The 20,401-nt window shown below is 68.6% G+C and carries 23 protein-coding genes; 5 read left to right on the top strand and 18 right to left on the bottom strand.

The window, feature by feature from the left end; all coding sequences use genetic code 11:
- The first annotated feature begins 44 nt into the window (after positions 1 to 44).
- Positions 45 to 1,364 (top strand): MFS transporter, encoded by a 1,320-nt coding sequence (locus BVE01S_RS06280; RefSeq protein WP_066625602.1) that lies wholly within the window; start codon positions 45 to 47, stop codon positions 1,362 to 1,364.
- A gap of 131 nt (positions 1,365 to 1,495) precedes the next feature.
- Here the strand turns inward: BVE01S_RS06280 and BVE01S_RS06275 are convergent, their stop codons facing one another.
- The 17 genes from BVE01S_RS06275 to BVE01S_RS06200 all read right to left on the bottom strand — a co-directional run bounded on the left by BVE01S_RS06275 (position 1,496) and on the right by BVE01S_RS06200 (position 14,414).
- Positions 1,496 to 2,137, bottom strand: coding sequence for an LPD7 domain-containing protein (locus tag BVE01S_RS06275; protein ID WP_066625600.1), 642 nt, complete (start codon positions 2,135 to 2,137; stop codon positions 1,496 to 1,498).
- Positions 2,134 to 3,984: a type IV secretory system conjugative DNA transfer family protein gene (locus tag BVE01S_RS06270; protein ID WP_066625598.1), complete on the bottom strand. Its 1,851-nt coding sequence runs from the start codon at positions 3,982 to 3,984 to the stop codon at positions 2,134 to 2,136. Before BVE01S_RS06270 ends, BVE01S_RS06275 begins: the two co-directional genes overlap by 4 nt.
- A complete protein-coding gene (gene virB11, locus BVE01S_RS06265) occupies positions 3,950 to 4,954 on the bottom strand; it encodes a P-type DNA transfer ATPase VirB11 (RefSeq protein WP_066625596.1) in 1,005 nt (334 codons plus the stop codon). The genes BVE01S_RS06270 and virB11 overlap by 35 nt, the downstream gene beginning before the upstream one ends.
- Positions 4,954 to 6,087 carry a type IV secretion system protein VirB10 gene (gene virB10, locus BVE01S_RS06260; protein ID WP_218015915.1) on the bottom strand — a complete coding sequence of 378 codons (1,134 nt, stop codon included), beginning with the start codon at positions 6,085 to 6,087 and terminating at the stop codon, positions 4,954 to 4,956. The genes virB11 and virB10 overlap by 1 nt, the downstream gene beginning before the upstream one ends.
- Entirely contained in the window at positions 6,084 to 6,905 is an 822-nt protein-coding gene (locus BVE01S_RS06255) for a TrbG/VirB9 family P-type conjugative transfer protein (protein WP_066625594.1), read from the bottom strand. Before BVE01S_RS06255 ends, virB10 begins: the two co-directional genes overlap by 4 nt.
- Positions 6,902 to 7,585 carry a VirB8 family type IV secretion system protein gene (locus BVE01S_RS06250; RefSeq protein ID WP_066625592.1) on the bottom strand — a complete coding sequence of 228 codons (684 nt, stop codon included), beginning with the start codon at positions 7,583 to 7,585 and terminating at the stop codon, positions 6,902 to 6,904. The genes BVE01S_RS06255 and BVE01S_RS06250 overlap by 4 nt, the downstream gene beginning before the upstream one ends.
- Positions 7,582 to 7,788: a hypothetical protein gene (locus BVE01S_RS06245; protein WP_066625590.1), complete on the bottom strand. Its 207-nt coding sequence runs from the start codon at positions 7,786 to 7,788 to the stop codon at positions 7,582 to 7,584. Before BVE01S_RS06245 ends, BVE01S_RS06250 begins: the two co-directional genes overlap by 4 nt.
- A 1-nt stretch (position 7,789) precedes the next feature.
- Positions 7,790 to 8,710, bottom strand: coding sequence for a TrbL/VirB6 family protein (locus BVE01S_RS06240; protein ID WP_066625580.1), 921 nt, complete (start codon positions 8,708 to 8,710; stop codon positions 7,790 to 7,792).
- Positions 8,711 to 8,712: 2 nt separating this feature from the next.
- Positions 8,713 to 8,937, bottom strand: coding sequence for a hypothetical protein (locus tag BVE01S_RS06235; protein ID WP_066625577.1), 225 nt, complete (start codon positions 8,935 to 8,937; stop codon positions 8,713 to 8,715).
- Positions 8,934 to 9,662 (bottom strand): type IV secretion system protein, encoded by a 729-nt coding sequence (locus BVE01S_RS06230; protein WP_066625575.1) that lies wholly within the window; start codon positions 9,660 to 9,662, stop codon positions 8,934 to 8,936. Before BVE01S_RS06230 ends, BVE01S_RS06235 begins: the two co-directional genes overlap by 4 nt.
- Positions 9,659 to 12,034: a VirB4 family type IV secretion/conjugal transfer ATPase gene (locus BVE01S_RS06225; protein WP_066625573.1), complete on the bottom strand. Its 2,376-nt coding sequence runs from the start codon at positions 12,032 to 12,034 to the stop codon at positions 9,659 to 9,661. Before BVE01S_RS06225 ends, BVE01S_RS06230 begins: the two co-directional genes overlap by 4 nt.
- The gene (locus BVE01S_RS06220; protein ID WP_017504271.1) at positions 12,027 to 12,362 is read right to left on the bottom strand and encodes a VirB3 family type IV secretion system protein; all 336 of its coding nucleotides are present in this window, start codon (positions 12,360 to 12,362) and stop codon (positions 12,027 to 12,029) included. The genes BVE01S_RS06225 and BVE01S_RS06220 overlap by 8 nt, the downstream gene beginning before the upstream one ends.
- Positions 12,355 to 12,537, bottom strand: a complete 183-nt coding sequence (locus BVE01S_RS06215) for a hypothetical protein (RefSeq protein ID WP_066625570.1) — start codon at positions 12,535 to 12,537, stop codon at positions 12,355 to 12,357. The genes BVE01S_RS06220 and BVE01S_RS06215 overlap by 8 nt, the downstream gene beginning before the upstream one ends.
- Positions 12,537 to 12,848 carry a TrbC/VirB2 family protein gene (locus BVE01S_RS06210; protein ID WP_066625567.1) on the bottom strand — a complete coding sequence of 104 codons (312 nt, stop codon included), beginning with the start codon at positions 12,846 to 12,848 and terminating at the stop codon, positions 12,537 to 12,539. Before BVE01S_RS06210 ends, BVE01S_RS06215 begins: the two co-directional genes overlap by 1 nt.
- A 5-nt stretch (positions 12,849 to 12,853) precedes the next feature.
- Positions 12,854 to 13,474, bottom strand: a complete 621-nt coding sequence (locus BVE01S_RS06205) for a lytic transglycosylase domain-containing protein (RefSeq protein WP_066625558.1) — start codon at positions 13,472 to 13,474, stop codon at positions 12,854 to 12,856.
- Between the two features lie 78 nt (positions 13,475 to 13,552).
- Positions 13,553 to 13,771, bottom strand: a complete 219-nt coding sequence (locus tag BVE01S_RS17245; protein ID WP_244878365.1) for a helix-turn-helix domain-containing protein — start codon at positions 13,769 to 13,771, stop codon at positions 13,553 to 13,555.
- Between the two features lie 115 nt (positions 13,772 to 13,886).
- A complete protein-coding gene (locus BVE01S_RS06200) occupies positions 13,887 to 14,414 on the bottom strand; it encodes a helix-turn-helix domain-containing protein (RefSeq protein WP_218015914.1) in 528 nt (175 codons plus the stop codon).
- Positions 14,415 to 14,619: 205 nt separating this feature from the next.
- Here BVE01S_RS06200 and BVE01S_RS06195 point away from each other — a divergent pair, with 205 nt between their 5' ends.
- From BVE01S_RS06195 to BVE01S_RS06180, 4 genes are all read left to right on the top strand, one after another.
- Positions 14,620 to 15,186 carry a GntR family transcriptional regulator gene (locus tag BVE01S_RS06195; protein WP_017504266.1) on the top strand — a complete coding sequence of 189 codons (567 nt, stop codon included), beginning with the start codon at positions 14,620 to 14,622 and terminating at the stop codon, positions 15,184 to 15,186.
- A 70-nt stretch (positions 15,187 to 15,256) separates the two neighbouring features.
- Positions 15,257 to 15,385: a hypothetical protein gene (locus BVE01S_RS17380; RefSeq protein WP_280513210.1), complete on the top strand. Its 129-nt coding sequence runs from the start codon at positions 15,257 to 15,259 to the stop codon at positions 15,383 to 15,385.
- A 303-nt stretch (positions 15,386 to 15,688) separates the two neighbouring features.
- Positions 15,689 to 16,354 carry a lasso peptide biosynthesis B2 protein gene (locus BVE01S_RS06185; protein ID WP_066625554.1) on the top strand — a complete coding sequence of 222 codons (666 nt, stop codon included), beginning with the start codon at positions 15,689 to 15,691 and terminating at the stop codon, positions 16,352 to 16,354.
- A 2-nt stretch (positions 16,355 to 16,356) separates the two neighbouring features.
- Positions 16,357 to 18,072, top strand: a complete 1,716-nt coding sequence (locus tag BVE01S_RS06180) for an asparagine synthase-related protein (protein ID WP_066625551.1) — start codon at positions 16,357 to 16,359, stop codon at positions 18,070 to 18,072.
- Here the strand turns inward: BVE01S_RS06180 and BVE01S_RS06175 are convergent.
- A complete protein-coding gene (locus BVE01S_RS06175) occupies positions 18,005 to 20,395 on the bottom strand; it encodes a S9 family peptidase (protein ID WP_066625549.1) in 2,391 nt (796 codons plus the stop codon). The genes BVE01S_RS06180 and BVE01S_RS06175 overlap by 68 nt on opposite strands.
- Between the last annotated feature and the right edge of the window lie 6 nt (positions 20,396 to 20,401).

Raw genomic sequence — 20,401 nt, 5'->3', positions numbered from 1 at the left:
CGGATGCACAGGCGCATCCTCGAACATCAACCGGCAGATCGCCCATGCAACTCCTCGCCCCGCTCCGCCACGCCGCCTATCGACGGCTCTTCACCGCCCAGGTCGCGGCCCTGCTCGGCACGGGTCTCGCCACCGTCGCTCTGGGCCTTCTCGCCCACGACCTCGCCGGGGCCAATGCGGGCGAGATCCTCGGCATCGTGCTGGGCATCAAGATGGTCGCTTATGTCGGGGTCGCGCCCTTCGCCAGCGCCCTCGTCAGCAACCTGCCGCGCAAGACCCTGCTGGTGAGCCTGGACATCGTCCGAGCACTGGTCGCCGCCAGCCTGCCGTTCGTCAGCGAGGGCTGGCAGGTCTATGCCCTGATGACGGTCCTCTATGTCGCCGCCGCCGCCTTCACCCCGGCCTTCCAAGCCATGATCCCGGACCTCCTGCCGGACGAGCGCGAATACACCGAGGCCCGGTCCCTCTCGCGTCTCGCCGCCGATCTGGAGAGCGTCGCCAGTCCCGTGCTCGCGGCCTTGCTGCTGTCGGTCATGACCTGGAGCGGTCTCTTCGGCGGCACGGCGATCGGCTTCGTCATCTCCGCCCTGTTCGTCGTCTCGGCGGCGCTCCCGACCGCCAAGGCGGCCGCGCCCCGTCCCTTCATCGAACGTCTGACCGGTGGCCTGCGCCTGTTCCTGCTGACGCCCCGTCTGCGCGGCGTCCTCGCCTTCAGCCTCGCCACCTCGGCGGGCGGCGCCATGGTGTTCGTCAATACCGTCGTCCTGGTCCAGTCGGGCTTTGACCTCGGCGAACAGGCGACCGCCTGGGCTCTCGCTGCTTTCGGTCTCGGTTCGATGGCCACCGCCTTGACCCTGCCCCGCGTGCTGGAGCGCGTTCCGGATCGCAGCGTCGTCGCCACAGGCGGCGTGATCATGACCCTGGTCCTTATCGCCGGCAGCATGCTCGCCACCCGCTACCCGGTCCTTCTGGGCCTGTGGCTGGTGCTGGGCGCCGGCTACGGCATGACTCTCGTTCCAATCGGACGGGTCCTGCGTCGCTCGTCTGCGGCGGAGGACCGGCCCGCGCTATTCGCCGCCTACTTCGCCCTGTCCCACGCCTGCTGGCTGATCGCCTATCCGGTGTCGGGATTGGTCAGCGCCACCGTCAATCCGGCCGCCGCCTTCCTGACGCTGGCGGCGCTCTGCGCGATTGGCCTGGTCGCGGGCCTTCTCCTGTGGCCGCGCCGCGATCCCGACGCTGTTCCGCACAGCCACCCGGAGCTGGCCCCGGACGACCCGCACCTGGCCGATCACCCGCTAGAAGGCGGCGTCCACGCCCCCGCCTTCGTGCTCGACGACCTGCACCGGCGCTGGCCCGGCTGAGGCGGGACGACCGAGATCGATGGCGGACCTCAACGAGATCCGATGTGGGCCACAGCCAGTTGCCCACAATGCGCTCGAGCGGACTGTCGTGCTCACCGCGATCGTCAATGGCTGCTGCCTGAAATTCTCACCTACCGCTCTCGGCTTCTTTCCGCTCTCCGACTTTTGCCGGGATCGCGAGCGTGCGTCTGTTCCGCCCCCGATCGTGCCCGGGACCACGCCCGTTTCATCAGTCGCGTCTGGACCGCCGGATCGGCGATCAGGGTGCGGACCACGACGGCCGCCAGCTCGAGCCGCCGTTTGACGGTCTGCGTGGCGGGCTTGGTTTCGGCATCCCTGGAGGGGCGCCCGCCCGCGACGCGGTCCGGTTGATCGTTGGCGGCCTGGCGGTCGCGTTCCGTGGGCTTGTGGCCGGCCACCTCCAGGCCAAGGCTACGGCCCTGAACCCAGACCTCGCGGCGGAAGGCCTCGTCTCCGGACACCTTGATGTGCGTCCATCCCCGGTGCTGCGCGATCCGCAGCATGGAGGCGACCGAGTCCGGATAGGCCTGGAGCGATGACAACGCACGGCCGTGGTCGCGGAAGACGGGATCGGCGGTCTTGTGGTCGCGGTAGTAGCGCTCCGGCCGGCCCTGGCGATCGCGCTCGATCAGATACCGATCCAGCAGCTGGGCGGGTACGTCGCCCTTGTCGAGCGAGCGGCGCTCCGGGGCGGCGCCGGGCTGCGGCGCCAGCCGGTTGCTTGGAGTCGGCCGAGGGGCGGACTGGCTCATGGTCTACGCTCGAGAGGGGCGCGCGCGGTGGCGGGGGCCGCCACGACGCGGTCGAGCCAGGCCTGGACCTCGGCTTCGCTGGCCCCCGGAGCCGGAGGTTTGAGCCCTTCCGCGGCGAAGCGGCGGACGATGCTGTCGAAGTCCATGTCAGGCTCCTCGATCGCTGGTGATCGGGGAATGACGGCCGCCAACGGCGGAGGCGGCGCGGGCGCAGTTTCCGGCTGCGGCCGCAATCGGGCGGTGAAGCGGCGGTCGCGGTAGAAGACGAGTTTGCGTCCACGGGTGGGCGACAGCCCCGCCTTGAGGACGATCAGCGCCTTTCCGGAGAGCTGCATAAGCTCCTGTGGGAGCATCAACGCCCGCTTCTGATCGGAGTCTGTCAGGCTGCGTCGGCCCTGTCCCAGGCCGATCGGACGGCTGCGGCTGCGCGCCCGGTAGGTGTAGTAGCCGAGCCGCTCGCTCAGCTCCTGGGCCACCTTCAACTCCTTTGGTGCGAAAACGATCTCCAGGCCGCAGTTGGTCAGGATGTCCTCGGTCACGTCCGGGCCGTAAAGGGCGCGGAGCTGGGACGGGCTCTGCACGACCGGCAGCAGCCGCAGGCCATAGCCGGCGACCCAGGCGAATGCGTGGGCCAGCACCGGGGCGCGGCCGAGACGGGCGAACTCGTCGAGCAGCACCAGGGTCCGGGGGGCGTCTGGCGCGGGCAGGTCCCGGCTGTTGAGATCGACCAGTTGCTGGAAGAGCAGGGCATAGAGCGGGGCGACACGATCCATGTTCTCGGGCGAGGCGGCCAGATAGAGCGACAGGCGGCCGTTCCGGATCGTCCGCAGATCGAAGTCGCTGGCGCTGGTCGCGGCATCCACCAGGGGGTTGAGCCACAGGCCCATCCGGGTGGTGATCGACTGACGGATCGAGGCGAAGGTGTTCTCGCCGGAGCTGCAGAAATCGGTCAGGGCCGTCGTCGCGCCTCGGGGGAGAGGATCGCCGTCGAGGCGACGTTGTTCGATCAGCCTCGGGAAGCGATCACGCGGATCGCCCTCGGTCAGCTGGCGGTAGATCTCGCCAAGGGTGAACGGCAGATCGGGAGTGGTGGCCACATAGGCGCCCACCCCGATGAAGCCAGTCCGGGCCGCTTCCGACCAGAAGGGGTCGGCATGGCTATGGGCGGGGAACAGCATGCCCGCGATCCGCTGAAGTTCATCGAGGACGATGACCGGCTTCGTGCGGTCGATATGATCGAGAGGGTTGAACCTCGCCGTCCGCCCGTCGGCGGCAAGCGGGTCGAACAGGTGAACCGTCTGCCCGGCCTCTGCCCGGAAGCCGGCGGTGGCGTTGAAATTCTCCCGCTTGATGTCGAGGACCACGACCGAGTTCGGCCAGGCCAGCAGGTTCGGGATCACCACCCCGACGCCCTTGCCGGTGCGGGTGGGGGCGTAGAGCAGCACATGCTCGGGACCGTCGCTGACGAGAAGCTCTCCCGTCGCTTCGCCCAGCAGAAGTCCGCTGCGCGCCCGCAGGCCGTGCCGGCGCTGCTCACCCGCCGTCGACCAACGTGCGGCGCCGTGCAGCGGGCGTCGTATGCCCAGAGCAATGGCGGCCGCGAGCACGACAAGCACCAGGCCCATGACGGCGCCGCCGATCGTCAGCCAACGGCGGACCTCGGGATCCTGTCGGTAGTAGAGGAACCAGCCCGGAACCCGGGCAGGATCGATGTCGCCGGAGAAGCGGCCCAGGCCGATCAGCGCGAGGGTCAGGGTCCCGATCGTGAACAGGGCGAGGGCGGCCAGGACGGCGACCGCGACCAGGCCCGCTCTAGTCGCCGGCGCGGCGCTTGCGAAGCGGCTCATGCCAGACCTCCGTCATCAGGAACCGGCCGTCGATCTTCTTCATCTGCACCACCACATCGACCATCAGGTGCAGCATCGTGCGAATGTCGTCGCGCGGCAGGTCGCGACCGCCCTCGGACTCCCGGACCAGCAGCGTGAGCTGTTCGAAAGCCAGGGTGGCGGAATCGGCATGGACCGTCGTGATCGATCCGGGATGGCCGGAGTTGACGTTGCGCAGGAAGAAGAAGGCCGTTCCGTCACGGAGCTCCTGCAGCAGGATCCGGTCCGGGCGCATCCGCAGCGCGCTCTCCAGAAGGGCTTTCGGGCCGACCTTGGCCAGACCCTGGCCATCCTTCGAATAGAGCAGATGGACGACATTGCGCTGAGGCAGGACCAGTTCGCGCGTGTCCTCGATCGTCAGCAGCCGCTCATGCTCGGGGATGAGTTCGACCAGGCCCTTGGCGAAGGTCGTCTTGCCGGAGCCCGTTGCGCCCGAGATGAGGATGTTGCGGCGGCGCTCGACCGCCAGTCGGAAGAAACCCACCCAGTCGCCCGCCTCGCGCAGGCGGATCAGCTCGGTGTCGGTCTCATCTAGCCCGCCGTGCACGGTCCTGGCCGCGGCGAACAGGCCGGCGGCGTGAAAGTCCTCGAGACCCATGCGCGCGCCGGAGGGTTTGCGGATGGTCAGGGAGACGGCGCCGGCGGGGACGACCGGCGGCAGCACGATCTGACACCGCGCGTCGCCGGGAAGGACCGTCGAACAGATCGGCCGCTCGGCATCGACATCCTGCCCGGTGTAGGCGGCCGCCGCGACGGCGAGGGTGCGCAACCAGGTTTCCGTCAGCTCGGGCACTTCATGCCAGCGCCAGCCGTCAGGATGCTCCACCCCGACCTCGCCCGGCCGGTTGACCACGACCTCGGTCACCGACTGGGGAGCCAGGAAGGGACGGAGCGGGGCGAGGTAGTGGTCGATGACGGAGGTGTCGCGCATCACCTCGGCCGCAGGCGATAGACGTCCGCGAAGTCGAGGTCCTGAGCTACGAAGATCGAGACCTCCGCTCCCTGGGCCTTACGCAGGGTGGGCCGAATGCCGACCGAGCCCTGCAGGGCGACTGAGGCGGCGTCCGACGGCACGCGCGCGGTGGACTGAAGGGACTGGCCGCCGCCGGCCGCCGCGTAGGCGGCGTCATCGACGATCGACAACAGAAGCGCCCCGCCGAACCGGTCCCAGAACCGGGTGTCGATGGCGCCGTCGAAACCCGCTCGCCCGAGCGAATCCGCGGCGGGCGAGGCGAGGGCGACGGCGACGCCGGTCGGAGTGACGGCGCGGGTCCACAGAACGAACAGCCGGCCTCGACCCGGCTCCACGGCGCCGCGGTACTCGCCGAGCACCCGGGTCCCTCGTTCCAGCAGCACGACCGCGCCATTCTCCGAATAGACGTCCCGCGAAATCAGGCAGCTGACGTAGCCCGGCGTCGAGCTGTCCATCGCCGTCTGCAGGACGCAGGGCACGCTGGACCCCGCCGTGATCAGAAGGTTGCGATCCGGCAGACGGCCGGCGCGGGCCGAGGCGATCGGGCTGACCCGTCTCAGGGTGTCGAGCTCATGACCGGGCGGGTCGGACCGGTCCGAGGCGAGGAGGGGGGCGACGGCCGCGGCGGCTCGATCCGGGGCGCCGCCGGGGCGGCTGTAGGCGAGCACCGGCGACCGCTGGGCGCTTTCCGCGAGCGCGCGTCTTTGTTCGCCTGGTGTCGGTCCAGACGTCGAACCGGCGGCAGGCCCCGGTTCGATTGCAGGGATCCGCTCGTCGTCATCGACAAGGGTGGGCGCGAACGGGTCTGTCTCCGCCGTTTCCAGCAGCGGCGGCTCGGCCCGTCGCGCCGGCTCGAACGGCGCCAGCTGGCGGGGAGGCGTATCGTCCGCCGCCCGATCGCGGTCGCGGTCTCCGCCCCGGTCCCAGGTTGCAAACAGAAAGACCCCGCACCCGGCGGCGAGGGCCGCGAGGGTGATCATCCGGCCCTGACGGCCGACGAGCCGGCCCGCGATCGGCGAAACGCCCCGGTCCTGTCCTGTCGTCGGCGTCTCCGGAGTCTCGGCCGGCGGGGGCGGAGCTGCAGTGGTCATGGCCGGTCTCCCGTCACGGTCCGATCGACGGCCGGAGACGCCGTTCCGGTCCCGGTCGCGCGCCCGCGCGGATCGAAGGCCTCGTTGAAGATGCAGAGAACCGACCCGCCGTGGCGCAGGCGCAGGCCGGCGACCACGCCGTGGATCACCACGAATTCACCGCGGACATCGTAGGGCACGAGCCGTTCGGATCCGTCTCCGGCGACCTCGAAGATGGCGGGCACGGGCTGGTTGCCCGGGAAGCGGAGCACCGTGAACCGGCCGTTGTCCGTCACCTCGCTTGGCTGGAGGCCGGGGTCCCCCTGGGCGGAATAGGCGAGGTTGCGCCGGCCCTCGATGGCGCCGGCCTGAAGCTCAAGACCTATCAGGCGCTCCTCCGCGACCTGCGCCGAGAGGGCGAGGGCGGCGGCCGCTCGCGCCTGATCGTCGTCGGGATACCGGAAGCGGACCTGATAGGCCGCCGTCCTTGCGGACCGGTCGTGGGCCAGGAGTTCGAACACGTAGTGCCGGGCGACGCCGGCTCTCTCGGTGACGACCAGAAGATTGGTGGACTGGTGGCGCTCGCGTGGTTTCAGGAACAGGACGGACCCCTCCGCCGCGACCTCCCACGCCACGCTGTCGCCGATGGCGGCGTGCCGGATCGTCTCTTCGGGCGAGAAGATGATCTGCGTCGCCGTGCGGAAGGCGCCGGAGATCGGATAGACCCCGTTCGGCGCATAGGTCAGCTCCTGGATCCGGCCGCCCGGATCGGTCCGAGCCAGGGTGGGGCTCGCCGTCGCCACCAGAGCAACGGCCAGAAGAAGCGCGGGGGTTCTCATCGAATGACCTCCGGGTCGGCGCGGTAGGACGTCACCTGGAAGCCGAGCGGGTTGCGCAGACGATCCGCCTCCGACATCGGGGCCCGGGTGTAGGCGAAGGCGATCGTGGCGATCCAGTCGCTCTCGGTGATCTGCTGGGCCTGCCGCACCGTCCGGCGAAACCGCACATTGGCCACGCTGTCGTTGATGAAGCCGATCGCCCGGATCGACACCACGGCCTCTCCGTCGCGCCCGTAGAGGTTCTGGGGGCTTTCCGGATTTGAGCCGCGGTAGAGGTCGGCCCAGCGGCGTTGCTCGGAGGGCGCGGACAGGATCGAGACCTGGCGGAACGCATCTTCGGCGGCGGGATCGAGATAGCCTTCGCGGCCTCGGACGTACTGGCCGAGGAAGTATTTGCTGACCGCCTCGTCATATCGGATCGGCCCGTCGTCGGCCGAGAGGCCGCGCACGACGTCGACCGATCCGGTCGTCCGGTCGACGCGAATGACGAAGGGTTCGCTCGTCTTGAGGGGCGTGAGGAAGGTCACGGCCGCGGTCGCCGAGATCGCCAGCGCCGCCGCCACGCTCGCCGCCGCCCACGCCAATCGCCGGGACTGCAGGGCGCTGGCCAGTCGGTCCTGGTCCCAGCGCCGCGCCTCGGTGAAATAGCGCTTCAGCTCCTCGGAAGGGACGCCGCTCATGCGCAGCCTCCCGCCGACGGCTCGCCTTCGACCGGTTCGACCGGGGGCTCGGGCGGCGTCGCGGGCAGCGATGGGACGAGGATCGACCCGTAGGGATTGGCGGGACGCCGCTCTCGACCGTCGCAGGTCGGCGGCGTCTCCGTCCGTCCGGTGGCGCAGCCGCCGAGGAGGACGCACAGGGTCAATAGCAGGCGAAGGCTCATGTCAGGCTCCGTTCGGTCGGATGGTTCCGCCGCCCTTCGGCGGCTGCCGGCTGGCCTCCTGCGGACCTCTGGCGCGTCCCGAAGGGCTCGACCCGAGGGCGGCGGCGTTGGCGAAGTCGGCGAGGCCTGCGCTGGCGCCGCCGGCGATGCCTGCGGCGATGGCCGGCGTCTGCAGGAAGAAGATCGCGCCCAGCAGACAAAGGGCGATGAAGATCAGGCCGCCGATCATGGGATCGGAGCCCTGGATCGAGCCCCATTGGTCGCGCACCAGCGACAGCACGAGCTGGAAGATGACGATGATCAGGGCGAACAGGACGAGATAGTTCACGGCCTGGCTCAGCCACCCGAAGAAGTAACGGCGTGTCGCGTCGAACAGGGCGCAGGCGATGAAGATCGGGCCGAGGGTGACCAGAAGCGCGAGCGCCAGCTTGGCGACCAGCACCACACCGAAACCGAGGGCGGCGGCCAGGGCTCCGACGATGAAGACCCCGGCGGCGACGATGTAGGGGGCCGGATTGAAAGCCGAGGCGTCCCGGGAAATGTCCTCGCCCAGCCAGGCGGCATAGGCGAAGAACTGGTCGAACGCGGCCCCCACGCTCGGCGTTTCAGAGCCACTGACCGCACGGGTCAGGGCATTCGGCATGTCGCTGAACAGCGGCCCGGTGACGAAGGTGGAATAGGCGGGGGTTGTCGCCAGCGCGTAGAGGAGGGCGAGCTTGATGGAGCGGACCGCGAAATCCCGCATGGGCTCGGTGATGGAGCCGCGCAGGATCGCGTACCCGTACAGGACCACATAGAGGAGCAGGGCGACGCGTAGCGGACCCTCCACCTGGGCGATGACCGACGACAACCGTTCGCCCAGGAACACATTGAGGCGCTCGTCGATGAAGTCGTAGCTGGGCTCGAAGACGCGGAACGACATGATCAGGGCTCGCGGAACGTCCGGGCATAGGCGTCCATCCGATCGCGCCGGCGGGCTTCCGCCAGCCCCCCTCGCGCCGCCGCGCAGTCGGACCGGTGAGCGCCGGCGTCGCAGTCGGCGACCACCTGGAGGGCCGCTTCCGGCTCCGCCGCGAAGGCCGCAGCGTCCCGCTCCGGGGGCGAACAGGCCGCCAGGGCTAGGACGCCGAGAAGACGCCCGAGCCTCACCGGAAGGCCCGTTCGTAGGTCGCCTGACGCGCGGCCCGCGCGGCCTCGGCGCGTTCGCGGTTTCTCTGCTCCTCCAGCCGCGCTTCTGCGGCCTGGGTGACGGCCAGCCCCTGCAGGCGCAGCTGCTCGTTCTGGATCAGCGCCTGTTCGGCGGCGAGGCGGGCCTCCAGGTCCATCACCGCGCGCGCATTGGGTGCGGTGTCCAGCGCGCGGCGCAGCGTCTCCAGGCCCCCCAGTCGGCGGTCGGACGCCTCGCCGACGGCCTCTCCGATGGCCAGATCACGGGCCGTGCGCGCGCCGGCCCGCTCCAGGCTGTCGCGGTAGTAGGCATCGGCCTCGGACAACTCGCCGGCAGACGGTGTGAACAGCCGTGTTTCGCGACGGATCGCATCGGCCCGGTCGGCCAGGGCCCCCAGAGCCGACAGGTCGCCTTCGGCGGCGGCGCGCAGCGAGCGCGCATCCGGCAGCGGATTGCGCACCTCGGGCAGGCCCAGAGCCTGAGCCAGGCCGTTGACGTCGGACAGATCGTTCAGGCTGTCGAAGAGGGCGCGTTGTTCCTCGATCTGCGCCTGCAGGGCCTGCAACTGCTGCAGGCTGGTGCGGGCGTCCTCGATCATCTGCACCAGGGCGCGAGGATCGTGCACGACATACTGGGCCTGGGCGGCGGGGGCGGCGAGCAGCAGGGCGCCGGCCAGGGCGGCCGACGCCAGATGACGAAGGGTCATGACGTTCTCCTTTGGGCATGGAAGGGGGCGCGCCAGTGCGCGTAGTCGTCGCCGACCTCGGCGCGGATGCGGTCCAGAAGGGCGACCGTGGAGGCGCGACCGGACAGGATCGCCAGGGCGTCGTCCATGCCGCCGAGATCGAGCTCCACCACGACGCTGTCGTGGCCCTGCTTGACCAGAAAGCGGTGGGACTCCGGCGTGAGCTCCTCGCGCACGAGGCGGAACTCCTCCTGCGTCAGCCCGAAGCCGTCGACATAGTCCCGCGCCTGCCCGTGGGCGTTCGGCAGGAAGATCTGGGTGGCGCACTGCTCCAGGATGGCGTGGGCGATCGGCGAGCGAAGGACATCGGCCGGCGACTGGGTGCCGAACACCATGAAGGCATTCTGCTTGCGCCAGGTCTTCAGACCGTCCTGGGCCAGATCGGTGAAAGCCGGGTCGCCCAGAACCTTCCAGAACTCGTCGATATCGAGGACCAACCGTCGACCATCGACACGCTCGGTGATGCGATGGAACAGATAGAGCATCGCCGGGGTCCGGACCTCGTCCTGATCCAGAACGTGGGTCATGTCGAAACCGGCGAAGCGAGCGTCCAGACTGAGCGCGTCCTCGTCGTTGTCGAGCACCCAGCCGAGTGGACCGCCCTTCTGCCAGCGCTCCAGCCGCGCGCCGATCCCGCCGGCGTCGGCCTGGCCCAAAAGGCTGCGGAGGGCGGCGATAGAGCGCCGCTCGCGCGGCAGGGCCTCGAGCGCCGAAACGCCCTCGTCGATCGCCCGGGCCTGGGCGACCGAAAGGGTGTCGTCGCCGCGGGCGACCAGCGTCCGGACCAATCGGACGAGGAAGGCCCGGTTGGCGGGCGAGGGAGACAGCGCCTTGAAGGGCGCGAAACCCGTCGGCTCTCCGTTGCGCAGCGCGAGGTAGGTTCCGCCGCTGGCCCGCACGAAGATCTCGGCGCCGCGATCCTTGTCGATGAAGATCTGCTGGGCGCCGAAGCGCTCCAGCTGAGCCAGCATGAAGTTCTGGACGACGGTCTTGCCGGATCCCGACGGCCCGCAGATGAAGGCATGGCCCAGGTCGCCGACGTGGAAGTTGAAGTGGAACGGCGAGCCCGCCGTCGTCCGCAGAAGCGCGACCGCCGGACCCCAATGATTGCCGTCCGCCTTACCGACGGGGTAGGCGTGAAGGGGCGCCAACGCCGCGAAATTGCGCGAGGTGATCGCCGCCGGCCGGGTTCGCCGCGAGAAGACCCCCGGGAACTGAGACCAGAACGCGGCCTCAAGCCCCAGATCCTCGCGCGCCACCACCAGTCCCGAATCGGCCAGTATGGCGCGCGCCTTCGACAGATGGTCCGCCAGGGCCGCGGGGGTGTCGCCGTGAACCAGCACCGACGCCTGATGCTCGCCCATCACGAACCGGTTGCTCACCAGATCGTCCAGGGCGTCCGACAGGCCGACGATCTGGGACCCGGCCTTGTCGCGGGCCGAGACCATCTGGTTCTGCTTGCGCTCCATCACCGCACGGGCCGAGGCCTTCGACAGGAAGGCGAAAGACTGGGACATCACGAAGCCGAAGCGGGCGTTGAGCAGCCCGTCCCAGAGGCCTGGGCGCGTCGTCGCCGGATACTCCTTGATCGCGAGGACGCCGCCGAAACGCTCCCCGGCCGCGCCGCGCAGCTCCAGGGTCTCGCGGCCGAAGATCGCTCTCACGGTATAGGCGGCCGCGCCGAGGTGCCCGTAGACGAGGGGCGCGGGCGAGCGCCGTCCGGTCAGGATCAGGCCCATGACCTCGAGCGGTTCCGAGAACCAGAGACCGTCCCGTTCAAACAGAGCGAGACGGCGCGGGTCGTAGCGCTCCAGATATTGCGCGAGGTCACGGCCGGCCTCCTCGAGGCGCCGGACCTGCGCGACCATCACTTCACCGTCGTCGCGGCGCGCCTGGCGCAGGCGGCGCATCAGGGCGGCGGCGCGATCGCCCGCGTCCCGGCCGGGATGCAGCACCAGGGTGACGAACAGCTCGTTCACCCAGAGGCGGCGGCCGGACATCTGGGCGTCGTAGTCCGCAGCCAGGCCGGCGGCGAAGGCCGACCGATAGCCGTCGCAGGATGATGGAGCGACTTCGCGGCGGACGACATGGTGCCAGACCGCCAGCCGGTCGTCGGCGAGGTTGCGCCAGGCCTGGTTGAGCTTGACGTGCCAGTCGTTGAGGTCGCGGACATCGGCGGTTTCGAAGCTCGCGCCCGCGACCTGGAAGACCATCATGAGAGCGCCGCTGTCGAGGGCGACGATGTGGTCGTTCACATGGCGTGCGTAGGGGAGGTGGGACCGAACCTCGGTCTCGCGACGCAGGCGCGACGGGGAGGCGGCGCCGTCAGCCACGACGCAGTTCCTCGACGACGTAGCGGCGCACCACGGGCAGCGGCGAGACGGAGCTGCCGCCCCACAGCGCGCCGTTGCGGCAGCGGCCCTTGGTGTCGACGTAGACGAAGAGCAGACGGAAGGCGTTGTGGTCGGCGCGGCAGATCGCGCGGAACACCAGGTGAAGGGCCGGGGCGACGAGCAGGTAAAGCAGGCTGCCTCCCACGAGGAAGACGACGCCCGAGAGGATGACGTTGACGCCCATCGCCTCCATCGGCACTCCCATGATCATGGCCGGGCGGGTGCAGGCCAGGAACAGCGGATCCTCGGTCAGGCGTTCCTCACCCATGTCCGCCTCCGTCGATGAGCCAGACGCCGGCGCAGACCAGGGCGATCCCGCCGGCGCCGCCGCCCGCGAGTTGGGCGAACCTCTTCGGAGAGATCAGGCCGAGGCCCTGGGCAAGACAGAGCGACAGGAGGCCGGCGGTCGCGCCGATCAGCAGGACGGGTCCGGGAAAGGGCATCACGAGCCCCCGGTGATCAGGTTGACGATTTCGGCCGCCCCGAAGACCACCACGATGCCGAGCACCACAATGGCTGCCCGTCGCAGGTCGAACAGGCCGAACATCCAGAGGATGCCGACGACCACGACGGCGAGCACCGCAAGAAGCCGCGCGGTATTGCCCGTGAGCATGTCGACCACGTTCTGCAGCAGTCCCTCGACGTTCGCGGACGCCAGGGCAGGCTGGGCCGTCAGGGCGGTCGCGGCCAGGGCGATAGAGAAAAGGGCGCCGAGATGACGGGCGGGGCGGCGCGAAGGCGCGATTGAAAGCATCAGAGTCACCGTTCGGGGGAGGTTGAAAAGACGATCAGCTCCGGTTCCGGCCGGCCGAAGACGTCCCAGACGGGGGCGGCCGTTGGAGGCGGGGAGGGCGGAAGCGGCGTCGGGTTGATGGAGATTGTGGGGAGCGCCGAGGATGGCGGGGCAGTCAGCCGGAGCGTGACGGCGGCGTTCTCGACACGGCCGACGTAGCCGTTGCGGAATCCCCTCGACGCGTCCCCCGTGTTGTAGCGGGACAGGGCGACGCGTAACGCCGCCTGCGCGTCCTCGGCTGTCGGGCCGGACACCTGATAGCCGGCGCGCAGGACCGTCGCGGCGGCCGCCAGATTGCGGCAGGGGTCGAAGGCCTGTTCTACAGTCAGTCCCAGCCAGGTCAGATTGCTGCTGTTGATCTGGGCGAGGCCGAGGTCGAGGTTCGCGCCGGTCGCCAGCAGACTCTTCGCCACCCGCGTGGCCTCGGCGGCATCGCGGGCGGGAGGGGGACGACGGCCGCCCCGATTGACGCCGATCGCCAACGGATCGAAGCGGCTCTCGACGTGTGCGATCGCCGCCAGGGTCTCGGGTGCGATAGACGGCGCACAGGCCTGGGAGAGGGCGAGAACCGCGACGAGATCGAGCATGGAGGGCTCCTGGCGAAACGCCGATCACCTCACCCGATCCGTTTTCCGCAAACGACCCGCGACCTTCCCGCCGGAAATTTACGGGCGGAAGCTGCGCCCCTCCGCGGGCCGTTCGCTCCTGACCAGTCTCGCGACGGCCTGGATTCGGGTTCGGACCCCCAGAACCACGCACGCCGACGTCAGGTGCTCATCAACTGTTCGTGGTGAGACGCCGAGACGATCCCCGATCGCGGCCGATGTCAGGCCCTCGGCCGCCAAGGTCAGACATTCGCGCTGGCGCGACGTGAGGTCGTCCACGCAGGCGGTCGCGCTAGTCGGATTATGGGACGGTTCGAGGCGCACATCGCCATTGAGCCCCGAACGCCGCGCACCGTCGAGACGGAAGGTCTCGGGCGTGAATCTACGGTGGGGTTCAGCTTTCGCCGTTTCCGTCGTCACGCGCCGGCGTCATCAGTCGGCCCCTGCGCTGCTCCAGCCAGGCCTCCGCCTCCGCATCCTTGCTGACGGACTGGTCGGCGAGATCCTTCAGTGTCTTGGTGAAGGCGTTGATGATCGTTCGCGCATCGAGATCGATGATGGCGTCACCAGCCTCCTCGTCGAATTCCTGAAGCACGACGGCGATGATGGTCGCCAGCTTGTTGTCGGCGCACCGCAGAGCGAAGGCCGGAGAGCCAAGCGCCAAGGCCGCCAGGATCGCATGCGGATCGCTGTTCGTGACCTCGGCGAACCGGTGGATCCGCTCCAGGTTGATGCGTCCGGCTCCGGACTCGAAATGTTCGTAGGAGCGAAGAGCCATGTTCATCCCGGCGGCCACGTCGACCGTGCGCATCCGCCGGTGAGACCGGATGAGGCGCAGGCTGGAGGAGAGCACCGCGTTGGATGACTGGGTCTGCCGATTGTCCATGTTCCGGTTCACCGCCCCGCCATCGACATCACGCAACCAACACTCCCGTCACCTCTGCAGGTTGAAAAATGCCTCAGGCTTGCGTCAAATGAAAGCCTATTAAGATCAACAGCATAAAAGCTGCGGTTATGGCGCAAGTTTCTTGCGGATGTGAGTATAGACGCTACCTCGCCGCGTGCGCGCCCCGCAGATGGAGGGTCGATGAACTACGGGCGAAGGCGGTTTCTTGCGGGGATGGCCCGTGAGACAGCGTGATCCCTTCGGCGACGCGACGGCTAGTCTGCGGAGGGCCCTCGAGCAGGGGCTCGCGCCAGGCCAGCACCTGTCAGTGGCGGATATCGCCGCATCGCTGAAGCTCAGCACCAGTCCCGTTCGGGAGGCTCTGTCCCGGCTCTGCGGCGAAGGTCTCGTCGAAGATCGGCGAGGGCTGGGCTACTTTACGCGATCCGCGCCGGTCGAAGACATTGTGGGATTGCTGGACCTCGAGGCCGCACACGTCCGGCTGGCCGCGACCTGTTCGATGAACGTGCCGCCGCTGGATGACGGCTCCGACGAAGCGGTAGAGGCCTGGATCGTCACATTGGTGGAGCACTGCGACAACCAGCCCCTGGTCGAGAGCCTGTTACGGGTCAGGCGTCGGCTCGCCCCACTCCGTCGTCTGAACGGGTCGACATGCCCTTCGGAAGGATCGGATCTGGACCACCTCAACGCCTACTACGCGCGGTGGCGGACCGCCGCCGGCGGCTTGGCCGCGCGGGTCAGGCGGCTTGATCCCGACGGCGCCGAATACATCCGCAATATCGTTTGAATCGATTTGAACCCGGGTGCTGATGGTGCGTCGTCGACCTTCCGTCGACCTTCAGAAAGAGGAGACGACCATGACCACCAAAAGCATCTCGCGCCTCGTTCGCCTGGGCGCCGCCCGCAAGCTCACCCGGGCCGGCGTCCTCGGCGAGTTCATCGAGCTGAACCCGGCCGAGCGCTACGACATCACTGTCGGCGCCTGACCGAATGGGCCGCCCCCACAGGGGCGGCCCACACGCCCGGGATGTCCCGACCGTGGCGTCGTTCGTCTAGGGGCATCACGACGAAACGGAGACTGGTGATGAAAGCCACCACCCGAGTCCTGCGGTTGGGTCAGGCGCGATGCCTGACCCGCGCTGCCATGGACGGCGAGCTCGTCGAGCTCAACTCCCACCTCAAGTGGGATATGCCGGTCGGCTGAAGACGGACGGGCCGTCACAGCTGACGGCCCGATCTGCCGCCCCAGGAAAGCCAAGCGACAACCGCATTCAGCTTCAAGGACCTTCATGCAGCCCGCCGTCTCGCCTTCGTTCGGAGACCATCTCGAGCGCGGCCGACTCGCCGACACGGTGTACGCCGCCAAGGCGGGCTCCGATCTCGTTCTGCTGGACCTCTCGACGGACGGCTATCTGCTGGTTCCGGATTGCAGTCAGGTCCAGGTGGACGGCGGATCGTTGCTGGCCCCAATGGATCTCATGCTCGATCTGGCGGCGAACGAGCTGCTGCACGCGGATGCGCCAACGGGTCCGCGCCGCCCACCGCCGCCGATCCCGCTGCATCGTCTCCCGGATGTCGAGGTCGGAACGCCTTCCACCGCAGACATGGCGACGTTCGCGCTGCTCTGGGCCGATACGGCTCGGCGCAAGCCAACGCTGCAGGCGCTGTCGCAGAATGTCTCCGGACGTGGCGGACGTCGTGACGACCTGGCCGCAATCGCGGCGAGGGTCGGCGTGTTTCACCGGATGCTTCCTTATGCGCCTGTCGTCGGCGCCTGTCTGTTTCAGGCCGAGCTCCTGCTCCGGTTCCTGAACGCCGCCGACCTCGACGCCGACTGGGTCTTCGGCGTGCGGGTGTGGCCATTCCTCGCGCACTGCTGGCTCCAGGTGGGGGACCATTGCGTCAGCCAGGCGCCGGACACCCTGACCATCTACCGGCCGATCATGGTGATGTGACCATGAGCGCGGACGCCTACGTCGTTCTGGTGGGAGACGATGCGGCGGCGCTGGAGGCGCTGAGCCAGAAGGTGGCTCGACGCCTCGCCGGGGCCGGCTGGAGTCGCCGCGTCTTTCACCCCTTCATCGCCGTCTACGCGCCCGCGACGTCCCGGGTTGAGATCGTAGCCGCTCTCGACGGCCACGGCGCCGTGGTCGGAGAGATGTTCGACCAGACTGGTTGTCCGTTGTCGGCGGCCGAACGCGGCGTTCTGGCCTGCCGTGTGCTCGACGCGAAGCAAGCAGCGACAGTCGTTTCCACCCACTGGGGACGCTACGTCCTGATCCGGCGGACCCCCGGTGGCGCGGCGATTCTGCGAGACCCCTCTGGAGCCGTCGAGGCCGTAGTGTGGCGCAAGGGCGGCGTGAGCGTGGTGGCGCCGACCGCGCCGCCCGCCCTGGACGGCCTGCTGCCCGACGAGCTCGCCATCGATTGGCAATCGATGCGGGGGCTGCTCGCAAGAGGTGGCGGCTATCGCCACGAACTGGCGTTGTCCGGACTCACACCGGTCGCGGCAGGCGGTCTCACGGTCGCTGGCCGAGGCGGCGTCGCTTCCCGGCAAATCTGGAGCCCCGCAGACATCTATCGGAACGCCAGGGAGAAGGCGCGACCCGACCTTCGTGAAGTGGTCGATCGGACGGTCCAGGCGCTGGCCGGAGAGCGGGTGTGGATCGCCGAGGTCAGCGGAGGTCTGGATTCGGCGATCGTGGCCGGCGCGCTCACGGATCAACAGCGTGCCCGCGTCGCCCAATGGGTCAATCACTTCGTTGGCGATCCGGAAGGCGACGAGCGGGCGTTCGCGCGGCCCGTCGTGGAACGGCACGGATACGACCTGACGGCAGTGAGGCGCAGCGGCCTGACCCTGTCTCCAGCGCGTCTGGCTCGATCAACAGACGCCTTTCGGCCGGCAACCAACGATATCGATACTGACTACAATGACGACATCGCGGGTCGTGTGGAAAGTTCGGGCGCCTGGGGCTCTTTGACCGGCCAGGGCGGTGACGTGGTGTTCTTCCAGATGCCGACGTTCCTGATCGCTTTCGACGAAGTGCTGGAACGGCGCATGCGCGCGCGGGCACAGGTTCTCCATGATGCTGCGCGATGGACCGGTCAGTCGCTCTGGCCCAGAACCTGGTTGCAGACGCGACGCGCTCATTCCCTTGCGTTGCGTGAGCGGCGGCATCCCTGGCTCGAAGCGCTCAAGGGCGTTCCTCCAGGGAAGGTGATGCAGATCCTTGGACTGGTGAATTCCCAGGCATTCCAGGGGCACGCGGTTCGGAGCCGAAATGGGCCCTGCGTGAACCCGCTTCTCAGCCAACCTGTTGTGGAAGCGGGGCTCGCCTGGTCCTCCGTCGATTTGACATGGGGAGGACGCGACCGGTCTGCGGCGCGGGCAGCCTATGCCGACGCCATCCCTGCCGCCATCTTCCATCGACGTTCCAAGGGAGAGCTGGGCGCGTTCTACGGTGAAGCCGTCGCCGGCAAGCTCGATTTCCTTCGAGGCTATCTCCTGGAAGGGGAACTGGCCGCAGCGGAGCTCCTGCCTCGGGGGCTCGCGGACGAAATGACCCGCGAGGCCCTGGTCTGGCGGGGTGGCTTCTCCCGATTGCTCACCCTGGCGCTGACCGAAGCCTGGCTTCGGCGGTGGAAGGCCCGGATCGCCTCTCGTCGGGCCTGAGATACTGGTCGAACCAGGCCGTCAGCTGATCGTAGTAGACCCGGGCGTTACCCGGGTTGTGAACGCTGTGGTCCTCGCCGAACAGATAGGTCAACGCGACCGGTCGGTGGAGACGAACGAGTGCGGCGTACATCTGCTCGGTGTGAAACCCGAGGAAGTCCAACTCGCCGTGGAAAAGAAGGATCGGGGTCCTGATGCGGTCGGCTTGCTCGAAGGGGCTGCCTCGCCGATATCGCTCGGGATCCATCCAATACGGTCTGAGCATCCCTGCTTGCCCGGTTTCGAGCCATCGCGCGCCACTTACGGCGTCGATGGTGTTTCCGCCGAGGATGCGCTGGCTCTGGGCCATGTCGGCAAGAGACAGTTGCAGATTGTAGGGCCCGTTGAGGGCTACGACTGCGCTGAAACGGGGCGATTGGGCGGCGCTCATCATGACCGACCAGCCTCCGAAACTATGACCCCAGAGCCCGATCCGATCGGCATCGATCGAACCGTCGGCGGCGGCGGCGTCGACAACGGCCAGAATCCTGTCCGCGATACCAACCGACGGCTCGGCGTTCGTCGGTAGATCGGGGTAGATGACCGCATAGCCCGCCGCGACAAGCAGCCCCCCGTTCTGGGTCATCTGCACCATCTCCGGGCGCATCTTTGCCGGAGCGGTGGAATAGGTCGTTCCGGGGTAGGGAATGACGATCACCGGTGGCGGTTGACCGGAGGTCGCCTCGGGCAGGAACAGCCAGCCCCGGGCGCCGTCTGGACCGGTGATCAGGCGGGCCTCCGGTACAAAGACCGTGTCGAGCTCCGGATTGAGACGCCTTACGACCTCGGAACCCGCGTCACTGCGGACCTCGAGCTGGTTGAGCTGACGACCTTCACTTCCGATCCCGACGCTGACCCTGCGCTCCCAACTGACGCTGGCGCCGGGTCTCGCAGCCACGCATGCCGGCGGTTGGGCCTGGACATCGGCGAAGACCCGGCACAACCGGCCGCCGTCTCCCACCACCTCCGTCGCACTCTCGCCCATCGGGTCGGTCTGGCGTCTGTACCCGAAGATGCCGAGAGAGCGTGAAATCCTGCCGGTCTGGCCGAGATCCTCGGACGACAGGTCGGAGCTGAGGCGAAGGACGCGCCCTCGATCCTCGAAAAGCGCGGACTGTCGTCCACGGGCGACCACGCGCGCTGTGTTGCTCAGGCTGTTCACAGCGACGACCCCGGTCCCGCGTCCGGACCACCATGCCATTTGCCCGTCGCGGGCGCCGCGAACGACGACTTCGCCGCCAAGCCAGGCCGCGTGCGCTGTCGGGCTTCCGAAGACGTCGGGCTCTTTGTCCGGCGACACGCCGGTCGGAGTTCGATCCTGAACCTGGCCAGTCGGCGAGATCGAGAGGAGACGGGCAGGATCGGCGCCGACGACGCTCACCAGCAACGCCGAGGAATCCGCCGACCAGCCGAGAAGGCTGGTGGAGATGTCCACGGCCTCGGGCGGGTCTACCCACGAACCCGTCCGCGTGTTCAGCAGACGCAACGACCGCGCCCGGCGAAACTCGGTCGAGGCGTCCAGGCCCGGGGGAGCGGCCAGAGGGCCGTCCTTGAGCACGGCGACATGGCTCCCGTCCGGGGAGGCTTCGAAGTCAAGGAAGTCGCCGTCGGTCAGGACCGTGGCGGCGCCCGTATCCGCATTCACGCGCCAGAGGATGCGGGACTCGCGGATTTCCTCGGGCGCCCCCTGGCCGGCGGACACGAAGGCCGACTGACCCCGTGCGGCCCGGGCCCACAGATCGGGGAGGCGGGTCTGGGTGACGATCTGGATCGCGAGGCGCGGCGGCAGATCGCCGTCAGGCATACCGAGCACCAGCAGCTCGCTGTCCGAGATCCACTGCACCGATCGCCCCCAGGCGCCGCTTTCGGGAGAGAGGTCGCTCCAGGCGACGACTCCGGTTCCCAGATCGACGATGCCGAGCCGGAACACGTGCCCCTGGAGACGATACACGACGAGCTGAGAGCCGTCGGGCGAGAAGGGCCCCATGGTGTAGCCCGCGTCCTCTTCCATCGGCAGCAGCGGCTTGATCCCGGAGGGTCTGTCGAGGTCAAGCCGGTAAAGATTTGCGTACCGGAGAAAGCCTTCGGGCTGCAGATCGTACTGCGGAAGATTTCCACGCGCGCGCCGCTCCTCGAAGACGGCGACAGAGCCCGAGGGATCGATCTCGATCCGTCCGAAAGTCTCCAGGCCGAGCAGCGTGTCGAGGGTGAGGGGCTCCGTAACAGCGCGCGACGGGCATGCGAGCACGAGCGCGCCAAGCGCGCACAACACAGTGATGCGCATGTCGGA

The sequence above is a fragment of the Brevundimonas vesicularis NBRC 12165 genome (assembly GCF_001592205.1).
In the GTDB taxonomy this organism is placed as follows: Bacteria; Pseudomonadota; Alphaproteobacteria; order Caulobacterales; family Caulobacteraceae; genus Brevundimonas; species Brevundimonas vesicularis.
Note: the sequence above shows the minus strand (reverse complement) of the source record. Positions and strands in the feature narration are given on the sequence as shown.